General features: G+C 34.6%; 1 pseudogene. It reads right to left on the bottom strand.

The features are described from left to right. Positions 1–332 (bottom strand): annotated as a pseudogene (locus tag FAY47_RS20560) (cellulosome anchor protein); the annotation flags it as partial.

The raw sequence follows: 332 nt of genomic DNA, 5'->3' as shown, positions 1-332 counted from the left end.
GATATCAAAAGCATCTAAGTTGATATAAGAATCAGAAGCAGAAGCATTCTTTTGGCCAGTAACTTCAATGATAACAGTATGAGTGCCACTTGCTAAACCAGTTTTTTTGAATAGAACTTGCTTATATGCATCAGTAGCAGAATAACCATCCCAAGTATAAGAAGTGCCGTCAATAGTAATCTTAGCAATACCAACAGCTTTCCCTTTAAATCCAATAACATTTAATTCAGTTCCGGTAAAGTTAAACGCTAGTGAAGAATTAGGAACTTTGGAATATATATTAGTATTTCCACTATTAGAAGAACCAGAAGAACTTCCCCAACCAGTAGAGT

The organism is Clostridium sp. HBUAS56017 (assembly GCF_007115085.1).
GTDB lineage: Bacteria > Bacillota > Clostridia > Clostridiales > Clostridiaceae > Clostridium > Clostridium cibarium.
The sequence above is the reverse complement of the archived record's forward strand: the minus strand, read 5'-3'. Positions and strand labels throughout refer to the sequence as shown.